14 protein-coding genes are annotated in these 14,396 nt (G+C 72.6%); 11 read left to right on the plus strand and 3 right to left on the minus strand.

Features of this window, described 5'->3' with window-relative positions; translation table 11 throughout:
* Positions 1-40 precede the first annotated feature (40 nt).
* Positions 41-478 (minus strand): SRPBCC family protein, encoded by a 438-nt coding sequence (locus tag B6R96_RS30045; RefSeq protein ID WP_081525319.1) that lies wholly within the window; start codon positions 476-478, stop codon positions 41-43.
* Between the two features lie 155 nt (positions 479-633).
* Here B6R96_RS30045 and B6R96_RS30050 point away from each other — a divergent pair, with 155 nt between their 5' ends.
* Positions 634-819 (plus strand): DUF5999 family protein, encoded by a 186-nt coding sequence (locus B6R96_RS30050; protein WP_030388211.1) that lies wholly within the window; start codon positions 634-636, stop codon positions 817-819.
* Between the two features lie 151 nt (positions 820-970).
* Here B6R96_RS30050 and B6R96_RS30055 read toward each other — a convergent pair whose 3' ends face one another.
* Positions 971-3,076 (minus strand): ATP-binding protein, encoded by a 2,106-nt coding sequence (locus B6R96_RS30055; protein WP_237291548.1) that lies wholly within the window; start codon positions 3,074-3,076, stop codon positions 971-973.
* Between the two features lie 59 nt (positions 3,077-3,135).
* Complete coding sequence (locus tag B6R96_RS30060) at positions 3,136-4,092, minus strand: fibronectin type III domain-containing protein (protein ID WP_081524151.1); 957 nt, start codon at positions 4,090-4,092, stop codon at positions 3,136-3,138.
* 181 nt (positions 4,093-4,273) lie between these two features.
* On the opposite strand from B6R96_RS30060, the gene B6R96_RS30065 reads away from it, so the two are divergent.
* The 10 genes from B6R96_RS30065 to B6R96_RS30110 all read left to right on the plus strand — a co-directional run bounded on the left by B6R96_RS30065 (position 4,274) and on the right by B6R96_RS30110 (position 14,395).
* Complete coding sequence (locus B6R96_RS30065) at positions 4,274-5,863, plus strand: ABC transporter substrate-binding protein (RefSeq protein WP_081524152.1); 1,590 nt, start codon at positions 4,274-4,276, stop codon at positions 5,861-5,863.
* A 109-nt stretch (positions 5,864-5,972) separates the two neighbouring features.
* Positions 5,973-6,938, plus strand: a complete 966-nt coding sequence (locus B6R96_RS30070; RefSeq protein WP_081525322.1) for an ABC transporter permease — start codon at positions 5,973-5,975, stop codon at positions 6,936-6,938.
* Complete coding sequence (locus B6R96_RS30075) at positions 6,931-7,797, plus strand: ABC transporter permease (RefSeq protein ID WP_081524153.1); 867 nt, start codon at positions 6,931-6,933, stop codon at positions 7,795-7,797. The genes B6R96_RS30070 and B6R96_RS30075 overlap by 8 nt, the downstream gene beginning before the upstream one ends.
* Before the next feature lie 50 nt (positions 7,798-7,847).
* On the plus strand, positions 7,848-8,741 hold the full coding sequence (locus tag B6R96_RS30080; RefSeq protein WP_081525321.1) for an oligopeptide/dipeptide ABC transporter ATP-binding protein: 894 nt from the start codon (positions 7,848-7,850) through the stop codon (positions 8,739-8,741).
* On the plus strand, positions 8,734-9,393 hold the full coding sequence (locus B6R96_RS30085) for an ABC transporter ATP-binding protein (RefSeq protein ID WP_081524154.1): 660 nt from the start codon (positions 8,734-8,736) through the stop codon (positions 9,391-9,393). Before B6R96_RS30080 ends, B6R96_RS30085 begins: the two co-directional genes overlap by 8 nt.
* Before the next feature lie 97 nt (positions 9,394-9,490).
* Positions 9,491-9,685 (plus strand): hypothetical protein, encoded by a 195-nt coding sequence (locus B6R96_RS30090; RefSeq protein ID WP_030388219.1) that lies wholly within the window; start codon positions 9,491-9,493, stop codon positions 9,683-9,685.
* Positions 9,686-9,815: 130 nt separating this feature from the next.
* Complete coding sequence (locus B6R96_RS30095; protein WP_081524155.1) at positions 9,816-11,381, plus strand: hypothetical protein; 1,566 nt, start codon at positions 9,816-9,818, stop codon at positions 11,379-11,381.
* Between the two features lie 205 nt (positions 11,382-11,586).
* Positions 11,587-12,165 (plus strand): streptavidin, encoded by a 579-nt coding sequence (locus B6R96_RS30100; RefSeq protein ID WP_081524156.1) that lies wholly within the window; start codon positions 11,587-11,589, stop codon positions 12,163-12,165.
* Positions 12,166-12,388: 223 nt separating this feature from the next.
* On the plus strand, positions 12,389-13,540 hold the full coding sequence (locus tag B6R96_RS30105) for an MFS transporter (RefSeq protein WP_081524157.1): 1,152 nt from the start codon (positions 12,389-12,391) through the stop codon (positions 13,538-13,540).
* Between the two features lie 30 nt (positions 13,541-13,570).
* Positions 13,571-14,395, plus strand: coding sequence for an SDR family NAD(P)-dependent oxidoreductase (locus tag B6R96_RS30110; RefSeq protein ID WP_159396379.1), 825 nt, complete (start codon positions 13,571-13,573; stop codon positions 14,393-14,395).
* Position 14,396: the final 1 nt, after the last annotated feature.

The raw sequence follows: 14,396 nt of genomic DNA on the forward strand, positions 1-14,396 counted from the left end.
AGACACCCTAGGGGCATGCCGGGCTCGTAGCGTCCGGGCCTCAGGGCCGCAGCAGCCGGGCGAGGGCTCGGCCGAAGAGGAACCGGCCCGCCGCCGCGACCGCCGGGTCCAGGGCGCGGGGGAGGCCGCGCATCCGCAGCTCCTCGCGCCAGTGGATCTCCGAGCCGCCCGTGGCGAGGGGGCGGATCTCGATCTCCGCCCAGCCCGTCACCGCCCGGCCGCGCTTCTCCAGCCGGACCAATCCCGGCAAACCGTCCGCGGGGGGCCGCCAGACGACGACCTCCATGCGGTCGTCGAACGTGATCCTGCTCACGCCCGTGCGGGCCGTGAAGATCGTTCCGACATGCGTCGGCGGAGCCGTCTCGATGATCGTCCGGGTGAGCGGGACCTGCGCGCCGTGGCGCTCCCAGTCTGTGAGCATCGGCCACGCCTCGACCGGGGAGAAAGACGTGCGGTGAACGATCCGGATAGCGGGCATGAGCGCATGGTAATCGGGCATACACACCCTGAACTGGACGGCGAATATGGGTTCCGTCCGGGGGCGGCGATCAGTAATACTCACCGCCACTGTGGATCGCGGAATCGACCGGGTGACCACCGGCGCTCCCGCCCCACTTCGCGAGGAGGTGCGCCATGTGCTCCCACCAGCCACCCTGCCCTACCGCCGACAGCGCCGATCACGACGCCGCCCGCATTGTGGCCTCTCACCCCGAACAGGGTTGGAGCCTGCTGTGCAACGGAGTCGTGATGTTCGACGACACCGGTGAACTGCTCCCCGACAGCCGCACGGTGGAACCCCGCCGCCCGGCACTGGTCTGAGCGAGGAGGCAGCATGCGCCAGCAGCTGATCCGTAAGCCCGTCCCGAAGCCCGCCCCCCGAGACCTGGACCTGCGCACACCGTCGGGCAGACCCCTCCCGTACTGACGGGAGCCCAGGTGTTGACCACTCACCCGGCCCACCGGCCGTGAGTCAGCCGGTGGGCGCAGCCGCGCCGCCCAGGAACGCCGTCTCGTACGCGGTGTCCCCGATCGCCGCGCGGGCCTGCTGCTCGCCCTGGTCCCGCAGGGCGGTCAGCGAGGGCGATCCGCCCATCTGCGGCCGGCCCACCGTGCGCCACCAGGCGTGCCCGGTGCCCAGCAGCCGCGCCGCCAGCTCCCCGTCGCCGAGTCCGGCCACCGCCGCGGCCAGCACGTCCAGGCCCAGCGCGATGCCGAAGCGGTCGCCGAGCAGCCGTTTCCCGGAGAGCATGGCCCTCACGTGCCGGGCGGCCTCCCCGTGGTCCCCCATGCCCAGCGCGGCCACCGCCAGGATGTAGTCGGCGTACGCCCGCAGCCAGCGATCGCCCAGCTCCACGCAGGCCTCCCGCAGGGACCGCGCCTCCTCGGTCGCCTCCTCGAAACGCCTCAGGTCGCACAGGGCGTAGCCGGTGGCCAGCTTGCACAGGAGCCAGCCGGCGCCGCTGGTCCGCCCGCCGTGGCCGGCCCGGGCCCGTGGGCCGGCGAGCCGCAGGGCCCGTACCGGGTCGCCGGGCATGAGGACCGAGACCGCGTGCAGGTAGGCCGCGCGCAACTCCCGCTCCGGGTCCGCGAGCCGGGCGGCGTCCCGCGAGCAGGTGTCGCCGAGCCGCTGGGCCGCCTCCAACTCGCCCTGGAGCAGCGCGGTGAGCCCGAGGGCCCACACGGCCTGGTTGTGCGCGCTCCCGGTACGCGGAGCGGCCCGCAGGGCCCGTTCCAGGAAGCCGCGGCCCTCGTGCACGTGCCCGCACGCGAACCAGTAGAACCACAGCGCCCCCGCCATCTCCAGCGCCGCCGTCGGGTCGGCGGTGAGGAGGTGTTCCAGGGCGGTACGCAGCTGCGCGTGCTCGGCGGCGATCCTGCGGTACCAGTCCACCTGCCCGGGGCCCATCCAGCCCTGGTCGGCGGCCTGGGAGAGGGCCGCGTACCAGTGGGCGTGCCGGTCGGTGACGATCCCCACCTCGCCGAGCTCGTCCAGCCAGTCCTGCCCGTACTCGCGGATCGTGTCCAGCATCCGGTAGCGGGCCCCGGCACCGCGTTCCTCGGTGCGCAGGACCACGGACTTGGCGGCCAGGCCCGCCAGCACCCGTTCCACGCGGGCGGCGGCCAACGGGCCGCCCGAACAGACCGCGCGCGCCGCCGCGATGTCGAAGTCGCCGGTGAAGACCGAGAGCCGGGCCCACAGAAGCCGCTCCAGCGGCTCGCACAGTTCGTGGCTCCAGCCGATGGTGGTGCGCATGGTCCGGTGCCGGTGCCGGTGCGGGAGGGCGACCCGGGCGTCGGAGAGCACCTCGAAGCGTTCGCCGATCCGTTCGGCCATGTGCTCCAGCGTCCACAACCGCATCCGGGCGCCGGCGAGTTCCAGCGCGAGCGGAATGCCGTCCAGGCGCCGGCACACCTCGGCGGCCACCGCGGTCCGGGCGGGGTCGGTGAAGACGGCGGCGGCCCGGGGGGCCGCCGCCAGCGCGCGGGCCCGGAAGAGGGCGAGGGCGTCGCTGTCGGGTCCTTCGCAGGGCAGCGGCCGGACCTCGACGACCTCCTCGGTCGGCATGTCGAGCGGCTCGCGGGAGGTGACCAGGACCGTCAGGCCCGGTGCGGACTGCAGGAGTTCACCGACGAGGTGGCGGCAGGCGGCCACCAGGTGCTCGCAGGTGTCCAGGACGAGGAGGAGCTCCTTGTCCGCCATCCACGCGCACAACTCCTCGTCGGGAGGGCGCGGGGAGTGGTCGGCGAGACCGAGCGTGTGGGCGATGGTGGCGGTGAGCAGGCTCGGATCGCGCAGCGGTGACAGCTCCGTCCACCACACCCCGTCGGGCCGTGACCGGCCGGCGGCGGCGACGGCCCGCAGGGCGAGCCGTGACTTGCCGACGCCCCCCACCCCGGTGAGGGTGACCAGTCTTCGCTCGCGCAACAGGTCTTCGAGCAGCGTGAGTTCACGCTCGCGACCGATGAAGCTCGCAGGTTCCGGCGGCAGGTTGCCCGGCACCGGGCGGCGGTCCGGTCCTGGATCGCCGTCCGCGGAGTCTGCCTGATTGTCATTGAACGAGTACTCACCGAACACGGAAGTATTGTGCGCGATCTTCCCGTTCGGGCGTGCCGTTCAGGCCGGATCGGTACCTTTCACGCGACGAGTGTGATCCGCCGCTCCGCGGAGAAGGATCCCCAGTTGCCGTCGGGGAGCCTGGCCCGCAGCTTGACGGTCCACACCGTGCCGGCCGGCTCGGCCACCGTGAGCCGGTGTTCCGCCCGCCCGCTGGGCACCGCGCCCGCTCCGAACTGGATGACGGTCGTGGGCAGTCCGTTGACGTACAGCTCGTACTCGGTGGTCTCGCGGCCGGTGTCCGGGGCGGTCCAGTTCAGCGTGACCGCGCCCGGGGAGGCGGTGGCGGTGAATGCGGCGGGGGCGGTGCCCGGCCCGTCGCCGGAGGCGGGCGGGGTCGTCACGTCCACCGCCGGACCGTCGGGGGAGGAGTTGTCCGCCCCGTCGCGGGCCCGGACGGTGAAGGTGTAGACGGTGTCCGGCTGGAGGCCGGTCAGCGCGGTGCCGCTCTCGGCGGGGCCGGCGGTGTGGATCCGGACTCCGCCCTGGTAGATGTCGTAGGCCGTCACGCCCGTGTCGTCGGTCGAGGCCGTCCAGGACACCTGGGCGGACCGGGGGCCGGTCGCCCGGGCGGTGGTGGTGGCCGGGGTGGTGGGGGCCCCGCGGTCCTCCGCCTTGGCCGCCGGGGTGGTGACCCGGGCGGCGGGGCCGGGGCCGGAGAGGTTCCCGGCGGCGTCCTTGGCCCGGACGGTGAAGGTGTATCCGGTCTGCGGGGCCAGGCCGGTGATGTCCACCATGGTCTTCTCGGCGGGGAGTTCGCGGACCATGTGGTCGGCCTCGAAGACCTGGTAGCCGATCACCCCGTCCCGGCCGGCCGCGGCCTCCCACATCACGTGCACGCTGGTGGCGCTGCCGGCCTGGGCGGTGAGTCCGCCCGGGGCGGGCGGGGGCCGCGTGTCCGGCGCGGTGCAGGCCGTGAGGGCGGCGAGGCCCAGGGCGGCCAGGCAGGGGGCGAGCGTGGGGGCGCTGCGTCGCACGGGGTGCCTTCCTCGGCTTCCTTAAAGGTCTAGACATGTATGGCACGGCGGACGGGAGCCCGACAAGACCCCTGCGGCCGATGGCCCGCGTGGTGACCGGGTTCGTGTTCTTCTGACCCCGTCTGGCATTATTGCCAGCTCTTTGCAATAGCGGATGATTTTGAACAGGGATGTGCAGCACATGACGGCCCGGACAGCACGGGGAGTGGCCGGCGCGACGCTGGCCGCCGCACTCATCACGGGCGTGACGGCCTGCTCCGCCCCCGCGGCCGGCGGATCGGGAGCCGACGCGGTCGTGGTCGGCATAGCGACCGAGCCGGAGACCCTCAGCCCGCTGCTGGGCTACGGCAAGGACGGCAACTCCAAGATCTTCGACGGGCTGCTCACGCACGACGCGGACATGCGGCTGAAGCCCGCACTGGCCGAGGCCCTGCCGGAGGTCTCCGCGGACGGGCGCACGTACACCTACGGGCTCCGCAAGGGCGTCACCTTCAGCGACGGGGAGCCCTTCTCCGCCAAGGACGTCGTCTTCACCTACCGCACCATCCTCGACGCGGGGACGAACAACGCCTCCAAGACCGAACTGGACGCGATCGAGAGCGTCATGGCGCGCGGCGAGGCCACCGTCGTCTTCACGCTGAAGTACCCCTACGCGCCGTTCGCCGAGCGGACCGTGCTGCCCATCGCTCCCGAGCACATCGCGGGCAAGCAGGACGTCAACAGCGGTGACTTCACCACCCGGCCCGTCGGCACCGGCCCGTACACGCTCGCCGGCTGGTCCAAGGGCGAGAAGATCAGCTTCAGGGCCAATCCGGGGTACTGGGGCGGCGAGCCCGCGGTGAAACGGTTCACCATGGCCGTCGTCAAGGACGACGACGTCCGCGCCACCCGGCTGCGCTCCGGCGAGCTGGACGGCGCGATCCTGCCGCCCAACCTCGCCAGGGGCTTCGCCGAGGACCCTGCCCGGAGCACCTACGCGGCCAAGACCTTCGACTACCGCAACGTGACCCTGCCGACCCACCACCCGGTCACCGGTGACGTGGCCGTCCGGCGGGCCCTCGACATCGCCGTGGATCGCGGAGCGATGGTCGACAAGCTCCTGGAGGGTGCCGGCCGGCCCGCGCACGGCCCGGTGCCCACCGGCAGCCCGTGGTTCGCCGCCGGCACCGAGCGCCGGCACGACCTCGACGCGGCGAAGCGGATCCTGGACGAGGCCGGCTGGAAGCCGGGCGAGGACGGCATCCGCGTCAAGGACGGGGTCCGCGCCTCCTTCCCGCTCTGGTACACCTCCGGCGACAAGATCCGCCAGGACCACGCGCTCGCCTTCGCCTCCGACGCCAAGAAGGCCGGGGTCGAGGTGCGCACCGAGGCCGGCACCTGGGAGGTCATCGAGCCCCGGATGAGGACCGAGGCCGTCCTCGCGGGCGGCGGCTCCCCGGCCGACCCGGACTTCGACCAGTACCAGCTGCTGACCTCCTCGCTCGGCGGGGACGGCTTCAACAACATGGCCCGGTACGACGAGCCGGCCGTGGACGCGGCCCTCGCCGAGGGCCGCAGGAGCGGCGACCCGGCGGCGCGCAAGGCCGCGTACGACACCGTGCAGCGCGAGCTCGTGAAGAACCCCGGCTACGTCTTCCTCACCCACATCGACCACGTGTACGTCGTCGGCGACAAGTGGGAGGGGCTCACCACGCAGGTCGAGCCGCACGACCACGGCCTCGGCTCCGGCCCGTGGTGGAACGTCGAGACCTGGAAGCCGAAGCAGAAGTGAGCCCGGCCAAGTGACCACCCGCACCACCGGCACCACCCGCGCCGCCGGTAGCACCGAAGCCACCGGTCCTGCCCGGGCAACCGGTACCGCCCGCGTGCCCTGGGGGCGGATGGCGCGCATGGCGGGGCGGCGGACCCTGTTCGCCGCCCCGGTCCTGCTCGCCGTCACCTTCGGCGTCTTCGCCATCGCCGACCTGTCCCCCTTCGACCCCGTCAAGGCCTACGCCGGCACCGCCGGCCTCACCGCCTCACAGGCCGACCTCGACCAGCTCCGCCTCAACCTCGCGGTGGACCGGCCGCTGGTCACCCGCTGGTGGGACTGGCTCACCTCGGCGCTCACCGGGGACCTCGGCACCTCCTCCGTGATGCGCCGCCCCGTCGCCGACGTCATCGCGGAACGGGTGGGCTGGTCCGCCCTGCTCGCCGCCTGCGCCTTCGCGGTGGCGGTGCTCGTGGGCACGGTGTTCGGCGTGCTCGCCGCGCGCCGCCCCGGCGGCCCGCTGGACCGGATCGTGTCCGGCCTCGCCTACACCCTGGAGGCCGCCCCGGCCTTCTGGCTGGGCCTGCTGGCCATCTGGTTCTTCTCCGTACGGCTGGGGGCACTGCCCTCGGGCGGTCTGACCGACGCGGGCAGCGACACGATCGGCTTCGGCCAGGTCGCCTCGCACCTGGTCCTGCCCACCCTGGTGCTGGGCCTGTCCCAACTCCCCTGGTTCTTCCTCTACGTCCGCCAGGGCGTGGCCGACGCACTGGCGGAGGACCCCGTACGCGGGGCCCGCGCCCGGGGGCTCGCCGAACGGACCGTCCTGCTCGGGCACGGCCTGCGCTCCGGCATGCTGCCGATGCTGACGCTGATCGGCTCCCGGGTACCGGAACTGATCACGGGTGCGCTGCTGGTGGAGACCGTCTTCAGCTGGCCCGGCATCGCGGCCGCCACCGTCCAGGCGGCCACCTCGGTGGACTTCCCGCTGCTCGCGGCACTGACCGTGCTGGCCACGGCGGCGGTGCTGGCCGGGAACCTGCTGTCCGACCTGCTGTACGGACTGGCCGACCCGAGGGTGGGCTTCGATGGCTGAGGTGATCTGGCGCCCGCGGGGCCGGGACCGCCGCTCCACGCGCACCCTGCGCGTACGCGCATCGGCACTGGTGATGGCGGTGATCGTGCTGGCGGTGCTGGTCGTTCCGCCGCTGGCGCAACTGGACCAGCAGGCCGTCGACCTGGCGGCCAGGCTGCAACCGCCCTCGTGGGCCCACCCCTTCGGCACCGACGACATGGGGCGCGACCTGCTGCTGCGGTGCGTCTACGGGCTCCGCGTCTCCCTGCTCGTCGGCCTGGTGGCCGCGCTGGCCGCCACCGTCATCGGTACGGCCGTGGGCGCCGCCGCGGGCGCGCTCGGCGGCTGGACCGACCGGCTGGTGATGCGCGCGGTGGACACGCTCGCCTCGATCCCGCACCTGCTCCTCGGCATCTTCATCGTGGCCATGTTCCGGCCCGGGGTCTGGCCCGTGGTGGTCTCCGTGGCCGTCACCCACTGGCTCTCGACGGCCCGTATCGTCCGCGCGGAGGTCCTCTCCCTGCGCGGCCGCCCGTACGTGGACGCGGCCGTCTCGGGCGGCGCCTCCCGCCTGCGGGTCGCCGTACGGCACCTGGTGCCGGGCGTCCTCCCGCAGGCGGGCCTGGCCGCCGTGCTGATGATCCCGCACGCGATGTGGCACGAGTCCGCCCTGTCCTTCCTCGGCCTCGGACTCCCGTCCCACCGGGCGAGCCTGGGCAACCTGGTCCAGAGCGCCCGTGGTTCGCTGCTCGCCGGCGACTGGTGGCCCACCCTCTTCCCCGGCCTCCTGCTGATCGTCCCGACGCTGGCCGTCGCCGGCCTCGCGGGCGCCTGGCGCGAGCGCCAAAGCCCCCGCCGCCGCTCGGAGCTGACCCTGTGACCCCGCCGCCGCCCGTGCTCACCGTCGAGCAGCTCTCCGTACGCTTCCGCATGCGCGAAGGCCGCTACGTCGAGGCCGTCACCGACGCGAGCCTGCGCCTGGCGCCCGGGGAGTGCCTCGTCCTGGTCGGGGAGAGCGGCTGCGGCAAGTCCGTCCTGGCCTCCGCCCTCCTCGGCCTGCTGCCCGGGAACGCCGAGACCGCCGGATCGGCCCGGCTCGCCGACGGTACGGACCTGCTCGCCGCCGACGAGCGCACCCTGGCCGAGACCGTACGGGGCCGACGCGTCGGCCTGGTTCCGCAGAGCCCGGCCGCCCACCTCACTCCGGTGCGCACCATCCGGTCCCACCTGCGCGAGGCGGTCCGCGAGCTCACCGGGACCCGCGGGCGGACCGCGCTGCGGGCGGCGGCCGAAGCGGCCGCCGAGCGGGCCGCCTTTCCCGCCACCCATCTCGACCGCCACCCCCACGAGCTGTCCGGCGGGCTCGCCCAGCGGGCCGCCACCGCCCTCGCCCTCGTCGGTGACGCCCCGTTGCTCCTCGCCGACGAGCCGACCACGGGCCTCGACCGCGACCTCGTCCTGCGCACCGTCGACGAGCTGCGCGCCCACACCCGCGCCGCCGGCCGGGCGCTGCTGATGATCACGCACGACCTCGCGGCGGCCGAGCGGATCGCCGACAGCGTCGCCGTCATGTACGCCGGGCGGATCGTGGAGACCGGCCCGGCCGAGGCCTTCTTCGGGGCGCCCGGCCCCCGCCACCCCTACGCCCGGGGCCTGCTCGACGCCCTCCCCGACCGCGCCTTCACGCCCGTGCCCGGAGCCCCGCCCGAACTCGGCGCGCTCCCGGCGGGCTGCGCCTTCGCCGCCCGGTGCGCCGCCGCCGACCACCTGTGCCGCACCCGGCGGCCCGAACTCTCCGAAGGGGTGGCCTGTCACCGTGCTTGAGCTCAAGGACATCACCGCGGGCTACGACCGCCGCGCCCCCGCCGTCCGCGGGGCCCACCTCACGCTGCGGCCCGGAGAATCCCTCGGCCTGCTGGGGCCGAGCGGCTGCGGCAAGTCCACCCTCGCGCGCGTCGCCGCGCTGCTGCACCGCCCCGACCGCGGGAGCGTGACGCTCGACGGCCGCACGGTGACCGGCTTCTCCCACCGGGCCCCGCGCTCCCTGCGCACCGCCATCGGGGTGGTCTTCCAGCAACCCCGCCTCTCCGCGGACCCGCGGCTGCGACTGCACGACCTGATCGCCGAACCGCTGCGCGCGACGGGCCGCCGTGCGGAAGTGGACGCGAGGCTCGCCGAGTTGGCTCCTAAGGTAGGCCTGGGCGGTGACCTGCTCGGCCGCCGCCCCCACGAGGTCAGCGACGGACAGCTGCAACGCGCCTGCCTGGCGCGCGCCTTGGTGCTGCGCCCGCGCTGGCTGGTCTGCGACGAGATGACCGCGATGCTGGACGCCTCCACCACGGCCGCCCTGGTCGGCGTCGTGGAGGAGTACCGCGCCGAGGCCGGCGCCGGGCTGCTCGCGGTGGGCCACGACCCGGTGCTGCTGGAGCGCTGGTGCGACCGTACGACCCACTGGGCGGAGATCGTCAAGGACTGACGCTCGTCACGGACGGTCAACACCCGTACGGCGGACACGTCTTTCGCCCGAAGGCACCCCCTCCTGCGCCACCATGACGGCGAGCAAGGAGGTTTCTATGGTGATTTCCCTCTCGGTGGTCGTCCTGCTCCTCATCCTGGCGTGGATCTTCCTGCGCAGCGGCGGGCTCAAGTTCTCGCACGCCGTCGTCTGCGCGCTGCTCGGCTTCTACCTCGCGAGCAGCAGCATGGCCGCGACCATCCACGACGGCCTGACGGCCACCGCGAACGTGGTCTCCAGCCTGAATCCTTGATCGACTGTTGCGCCTTCATGAATCATCCGGCCCATCCATGGACTCCTCGGGCAGTGCGATCTAGCGTCTGGCGGCGGCGCGACATCAGACGCATTGTCAACAAGACTGCAGAGAACCGGAGGACGCCCGGATGTTCCGAAGATCGCTGAACTGCGCCGTGCTGCCCGTCGTCGCCGCACTCACGGTGATGTACGGCGGCTCGCCGGCCCAGGCCGAGGACATACCCAAGGCCCCCGGCCACCGGCTGGTCACCCACTACGACGGCAGCCCCGCGGCCGCCGCCCCGCTGCCCGGCGAGGCACCGCCGCAGCACCCGTTCCTCGCGCCCAACGGCCGTAGCGGCATGCACTCCGACGCCGCGGGCAGCGCGACCTCCCCCTGGTCCGGCCCGCTCGGCAGGAACCCGAAGGTGACCAGCGAGAAGATCGCCGCCCTCGGCGGCGAGTGCGCGACCGCCACCTTCGACGCGGGCGGCCGGCTCGTCACGGTGTGCGGCACCTTCTCCGGCTTCAAGGTCAAGCTCCTGGAGCCCCGTACGCTGGCCACGCTCGCGGAGTACCAGCTCCCGCAGCGCTCCTCGACGGTCGAGGCGATCACCTCGCTCGACTTCGCGAAGATCTTCAAGGACACCTCCGGCGGCGCCTACTTCTACCTGGACCACCAGGACCGGGCCGTGCTGGCCGATTCCCGCCAGCACATCCTGCGCCTCGCCCATTCCCAGAACCCGGACGGCAGCTGGAAGTTCACGGTCGACGACGACTGGGACCTCACCGGACAGGTCCCGCACGACTGCGTGACCTGGACCAACCTGTGGCCCAGTGGCACCTGCGACCCCGTCACCTCGGTGATGCCCGACTGGAACGGCCGGATCTGGTGGGTCACCCGCCAGGGCCGGGTGGGCACGGTGGATCCGGCGACCGACCGGATCCGTTCCGTCCGGCTGCCCGGCGAGGAGATCCAGAACTCCTTCTCCGTCGCCGAGGACGGCGTCTCGATCGTCTCCGACCACGCGCTGTACAGCTTCCGCGCCGGTGCCGACGGCACCCCCGAGGTGCAGTGGCGCCAGACGTACGACCGGGGCACGGCGTCCAAGCCCGGCTCCGTCAACCAGGGTTCGGGCACCACCCCGGACCTGTTCGGCCCGGGCTACGTCGCCATCACCGACAACGCCGACGACCGGATGAACGTCCTGGTCTACAGGCGGGGCGTGGACGTGCCCGCCGACCGCCGGCTGGTCTGCAAGGTGCCGGTCTTCGGCTCCGGTGCCTCCACCACCGACAACTCCCTGATCACCTGGGGCAACAGCATCGTCGTCGAGAACAACTACGGCTACGAGAACCCCACCACCCTGCTGCTGGGCAAGTCCGTCGTGGGCGGCGCGGCCCGCATCGACGTGCGCGCCGACGGCAGCGGCTGCGACACGGTCTGGGAGAGCGCGATCCGCGCTCCCTCCGTGGTCCCGAAGCTCTCCACCGCGAACGGGCTGCTCTACTTCTACGAGAAGGAGCCCAATGTCTGGGGGATCGACGCCTGGTACCTCACGGCGGTGGACTTCCGTACCGGTGAGCGGCGCTGGCGGCAGCTGACCGGTACCGGTCCGCTGTACGACAACAACTGGGCCCCGATCACGCTCGGGCCCGACGGAACCGCGTACGTCGGCGTGTTCAACGGCATCGTCGCGGTCCGCGACAGCTGACACGGACCGCCTGCCTCCGGAATTCCCCGGGGGCAGGCGGGCGAACGAATCGCGCCGAGTCTTCGTACGAACTCCGACATTCACGCGCGACATCCGGCCCGTTGCCGGTGCACAGCCCTACGCTTTCCCCCGAAAGCGGCCATGTGGCCTTCCGCCATCACCGGCGACCGATCGGGCCGTCGGCCCGCACAGGGGGATCGATCTCGTGACGCGTGTACGCCATGTCTCCATAGCCCTCAGCGCAGCGCTCCTGACCTTCGCCACCGTCTCCGCGAGCGCTGCCGCGGACACCCCGGTGGCCGCGTCCGCCGAGATCGCCGGGACCGGGGAAGCGGCCGACGGCCGCCCGTCCGTGCTCGGTACCTGGTACAACCAGCTCGGCTCGACCATGGTCGTGACCAAGGCCGCGAACGGCGGGTTCGTCGGGACCTATGAGTCCGCCGTCGGCAACGCCGAGAAGCGCTACGTCATGACCGGCCGCTACGACAGCGCGCCCGCCACCGACGGCAGCGGGACCGCCGTCGGATGGACCGTCGCCTACCGCAACGCCTACCGCAACGCCCACTCCGTCGCCACGTGGAGCGGCCAGTACATCGGCGGCAGCCAGGAGCGGATCGTGACCCAGTGGCTGCTGAGCTACGGGACCACCGCCGCCGACCAGTGGAAGTCCACCGTGGTCGGGCACGACGAGTTCAGCCGGGTCAAGCCGTCCGCCGCCGACATCGAAAAGGCCCGTCAGCTCGGCATCGCCTCTGCGAATCCGGCGGCTTCCGGCCAGGAGTGAACCGGTCGTAGGACCTGGCACGTGACCGCTCGCGGCAAGGTGTCCCTTGCTGCGGGCGGCTCGCCCGCGTCCGGACCCGGGCCTGTCGATCTTGGCGCAAAACCCCCGTTGGCCTGCAACTTCTGTTGTGGGAGTGTGGTGATGACTCCGGTTCGCGTGGCCTTCGCGGCCCGTGCCATGATCGCAATCGGCACCGACCGGCCGGGGGCAGGGGGTTCATTTCGTGTTGGGCAAGGTTTTGACGCTCGCGCTCGGAGCGTTCGCAGTGGGGACGAGCGGCTATGTCGTCACCGGCGTCCTGCCACAGCTCAGCGAGGAGCTGTCCGTATCCCTCTCCACGGCGGGGCTGCTGACCACGTCCTTCGCCGTGGCGTACGCGATCGGCTCCCCGCTGCTGGCCGTGGCCCTGGGCGGGTGGCGCCGCCGTCCGCTGATCGTCGCCGCGCTGCTGGTGGCCGCAGTGGGCAATGCACTCGCCGCGCTGGCCCCGAACTTCGGTGTCCTGATGGCCGCCCGGATCATCACGGCCGTCGGCGCCGCGGTGTTCACCCCGGCGGCCACCGCCGTCGCGGCCGAACTGAGCGGACCGGAGCGCCGGGCCCGCGCGGCGGCCTGGGTGTTCGGCGGCCTGGTGACGGCCACCATCGTCGGGGTGCCCGCCGGCACGCTGCTCGTCGGACCGCTCGGGTACCGGGGCGTCTTCTGGCTGGTCGCCGGGTTCTGCACGCTCTCGGCGGTGGCCGTGGCCGTGGCCGTGCCCGAGGTGGCGGCGCCCCCGAGGGTCTCGCTGCGCCGGCGCGTCGAAGTCGCCTCGGACGCACGCGTGGTCAGCGTCCTCGGGATCACCCTGGCCGCCAGCCTGGGCGTGTTCACCGTCTACACCTACGCGGCTCCCGTGCTGGCCGACACCGTCGGGGCGCACGGCACGGGGCTGAGCCTGCTGCTGTTCGGATACGGCATCGGCGGCGCCATCGGCAATGTCGTCGGCGGTGTCGCGGCCGACCGGTTCGGATACCGGATGCCGCTGCTGGTGGCCGTGTCCGGCAGCGTGATCGCGCTGTCGGCGCTGTCCGTGGTGCACAGCACCGCCCTCGCCGCCGTGCTGCTGTTCGTGTGGGGCATCTCGAGCTGGGGGTTCAACCCGCCGGTCCAGCGCCGCCTCCTCGAACTCTCACCGGGCGCCGGCAGCCTGCTGCTCGCGCTCAACGCCTCCGCCCTCTACCTGGGCATCGGACTGTCCGGGGTCATCGGCGGTGCGGTGCTCGACCACGTCGGCATCGGCGCCGTGGCGCTGACCGGAGCGCTGCTGTGCTGCGTGGCGGTCCTGGTCCAGCTCTTGTCCGGCGGCCGCGGCGCTCCGCAGCCGTCCCGCTAGCTCCGTCACTCTCGGCAAAGGACGATGTTCGTGCGCGAATTGAACGATGTGGTGGGAATCGTCACGGGGGCCTCGCGCGGCGTCGGTCCGCACATCGCCGAACATCTGGCGGCGGCGGGCGTCCGATTGGCACTCGTCGCCCGATCGGAAGAAGGGCTGCGGGCCACCGCGGAAAGAATCGGCCGGCACGGCCACAAGGCGCTCGTGGTGCCCGCCGACATTTCCGACGAGGAGGCCCAACGGCAGATCGTGGAAACGGTCCGGAGCGAACTCGGTCCGCCCGGAATCCTGGTGAACAATGCCGGAATCGAACGCATCACCCGGTTCCAGGACGCCTCGATCGAGGACATCAGGAAAGTCCTCCTGGTGAATCTCTTCGGGGCCGAGGCGATGACCAGGCTCGTGCTCCCGCACATGCTGGAGGCGGGGCGCGGCCACGTGGTCAACATCGGCTCGGTGGGCGGGCGGACGGCCTATCCGTACGCCACGATCAACTCCTCGGCCAAGCACGGCCTGGTCGGCTTCACCTGGTCCCTGCGCGAGGAACTGCGGGGGACCGGTGTGGGGGTGTCGGCGGTCTACCCCACGCTGATCGCCGACGTCGGGATCTCCGCGGCCTGGCAGGCGGGCCGACGGCCGCCGATGCTCGGCCGGGTGGGGCCGGACGAGGTCGCGCGCGCGGTGCTGAAGTGCATCCGCGAGAACAAGGTGGAGATCACCGTGGCGCCCGTCATGGAGAAGGTCGCGGACGTGGTCAGCGCCCTCTCGCCACGACTCACTGCCTGGATCGCCCGCAATGGCGGCATCTATTCGTACCTGCGCAAGGTCGCCGACGCGCAGGCCACATCGCAATGAA

It is taken from the genome of Streptomyces sp. Sge12 (assembly GCF_002080455.1).
Classification (GTDB): domain Bacteria; phylum Actinomycetota; class Actinomycetes; order Streptomycetales; family Streptomycetaceae; genus Streptomyces.